General features: G+C 33.6%; 2 protein-coding genes. One reads left to right on the forward strand and one right to left on the reverse strand.

The window, feature by feature from the left end; all coding sequences use genetic code 11:
* A partial coding sequence (locus tag V3W49_RS23120; protein ID WP_500148332.1) for a hypothetical protein occupies positions 1–278 on the forward strand: 278 nt, incomplete at its 5' end.
* Positions 279–345: 67 nt separating this feature from the next.
* On the opposite strand, the gene V3W49_RS23125 is transcribed toward V3W49_RS23120, so the two are convergent.
* Positions 346–486, reverse strand: a complete 141-nt coding sequence (locus V3W49_RS23125; RefSeq protein ID WP_500148333.1) for a cupredoxin domain-containing protein — start codon at positions 484–486, stop codon at positions 346–348.
* Positions 487–515 lie beyond the last annotated feature (29 nt).

The following is a 515-nucleotide window of genomic DNA, read 5'->3' on the forward strand; positions in this document are numbered from 1 at the left end:
CACTAAATGGTTTAATGAAAAAATACCAACCAGAGGGAAGATATGATCCATTAAAACCAGAAATGGAAGTTGTTGATGAAGTTGCCATAATAAAAGTAAAGCCAGATTCTTTTCGTGGTAAATACAAGATTGGTCAAAATTTACAAAAACAGGAAAGAATTGAACTTGCAAACAAAATTTTAGAAAGAAATACTTCTTCTGCAAAAAAAACACTCGAAGTAATGGGTTTTGAAGTTACAGAAGATGGATTAAAAATGGTTGATGAACCATTATGGTAGTAATTTAGAATGGAATCCTTATCAAATTATCTGAAGAATGAATTAAAATAAAAAGGAAAAAGGGTTGTTAGTTTACTTGAACATTTCCTTGCATCCATGGATGAACCATGCAGAAGTAATCATAGCTGCCGGAATCATCAAAGGTGACCTCAAAGGTTGCACCAGCGATAAATAGACTACTATCAAATATTCCATCTGGTCCATCGATTGGGCTACCACTTGTTACTGTATGAGGTG

Source organism: Rosenbergiella sp. YN46, assembly GCF_036620675.1.
GTDB lineage: Bacteria > Pseudomonadota > Gammaproteobacteria > Enterobacterales > Enterobacteriaceae > Jejubacter.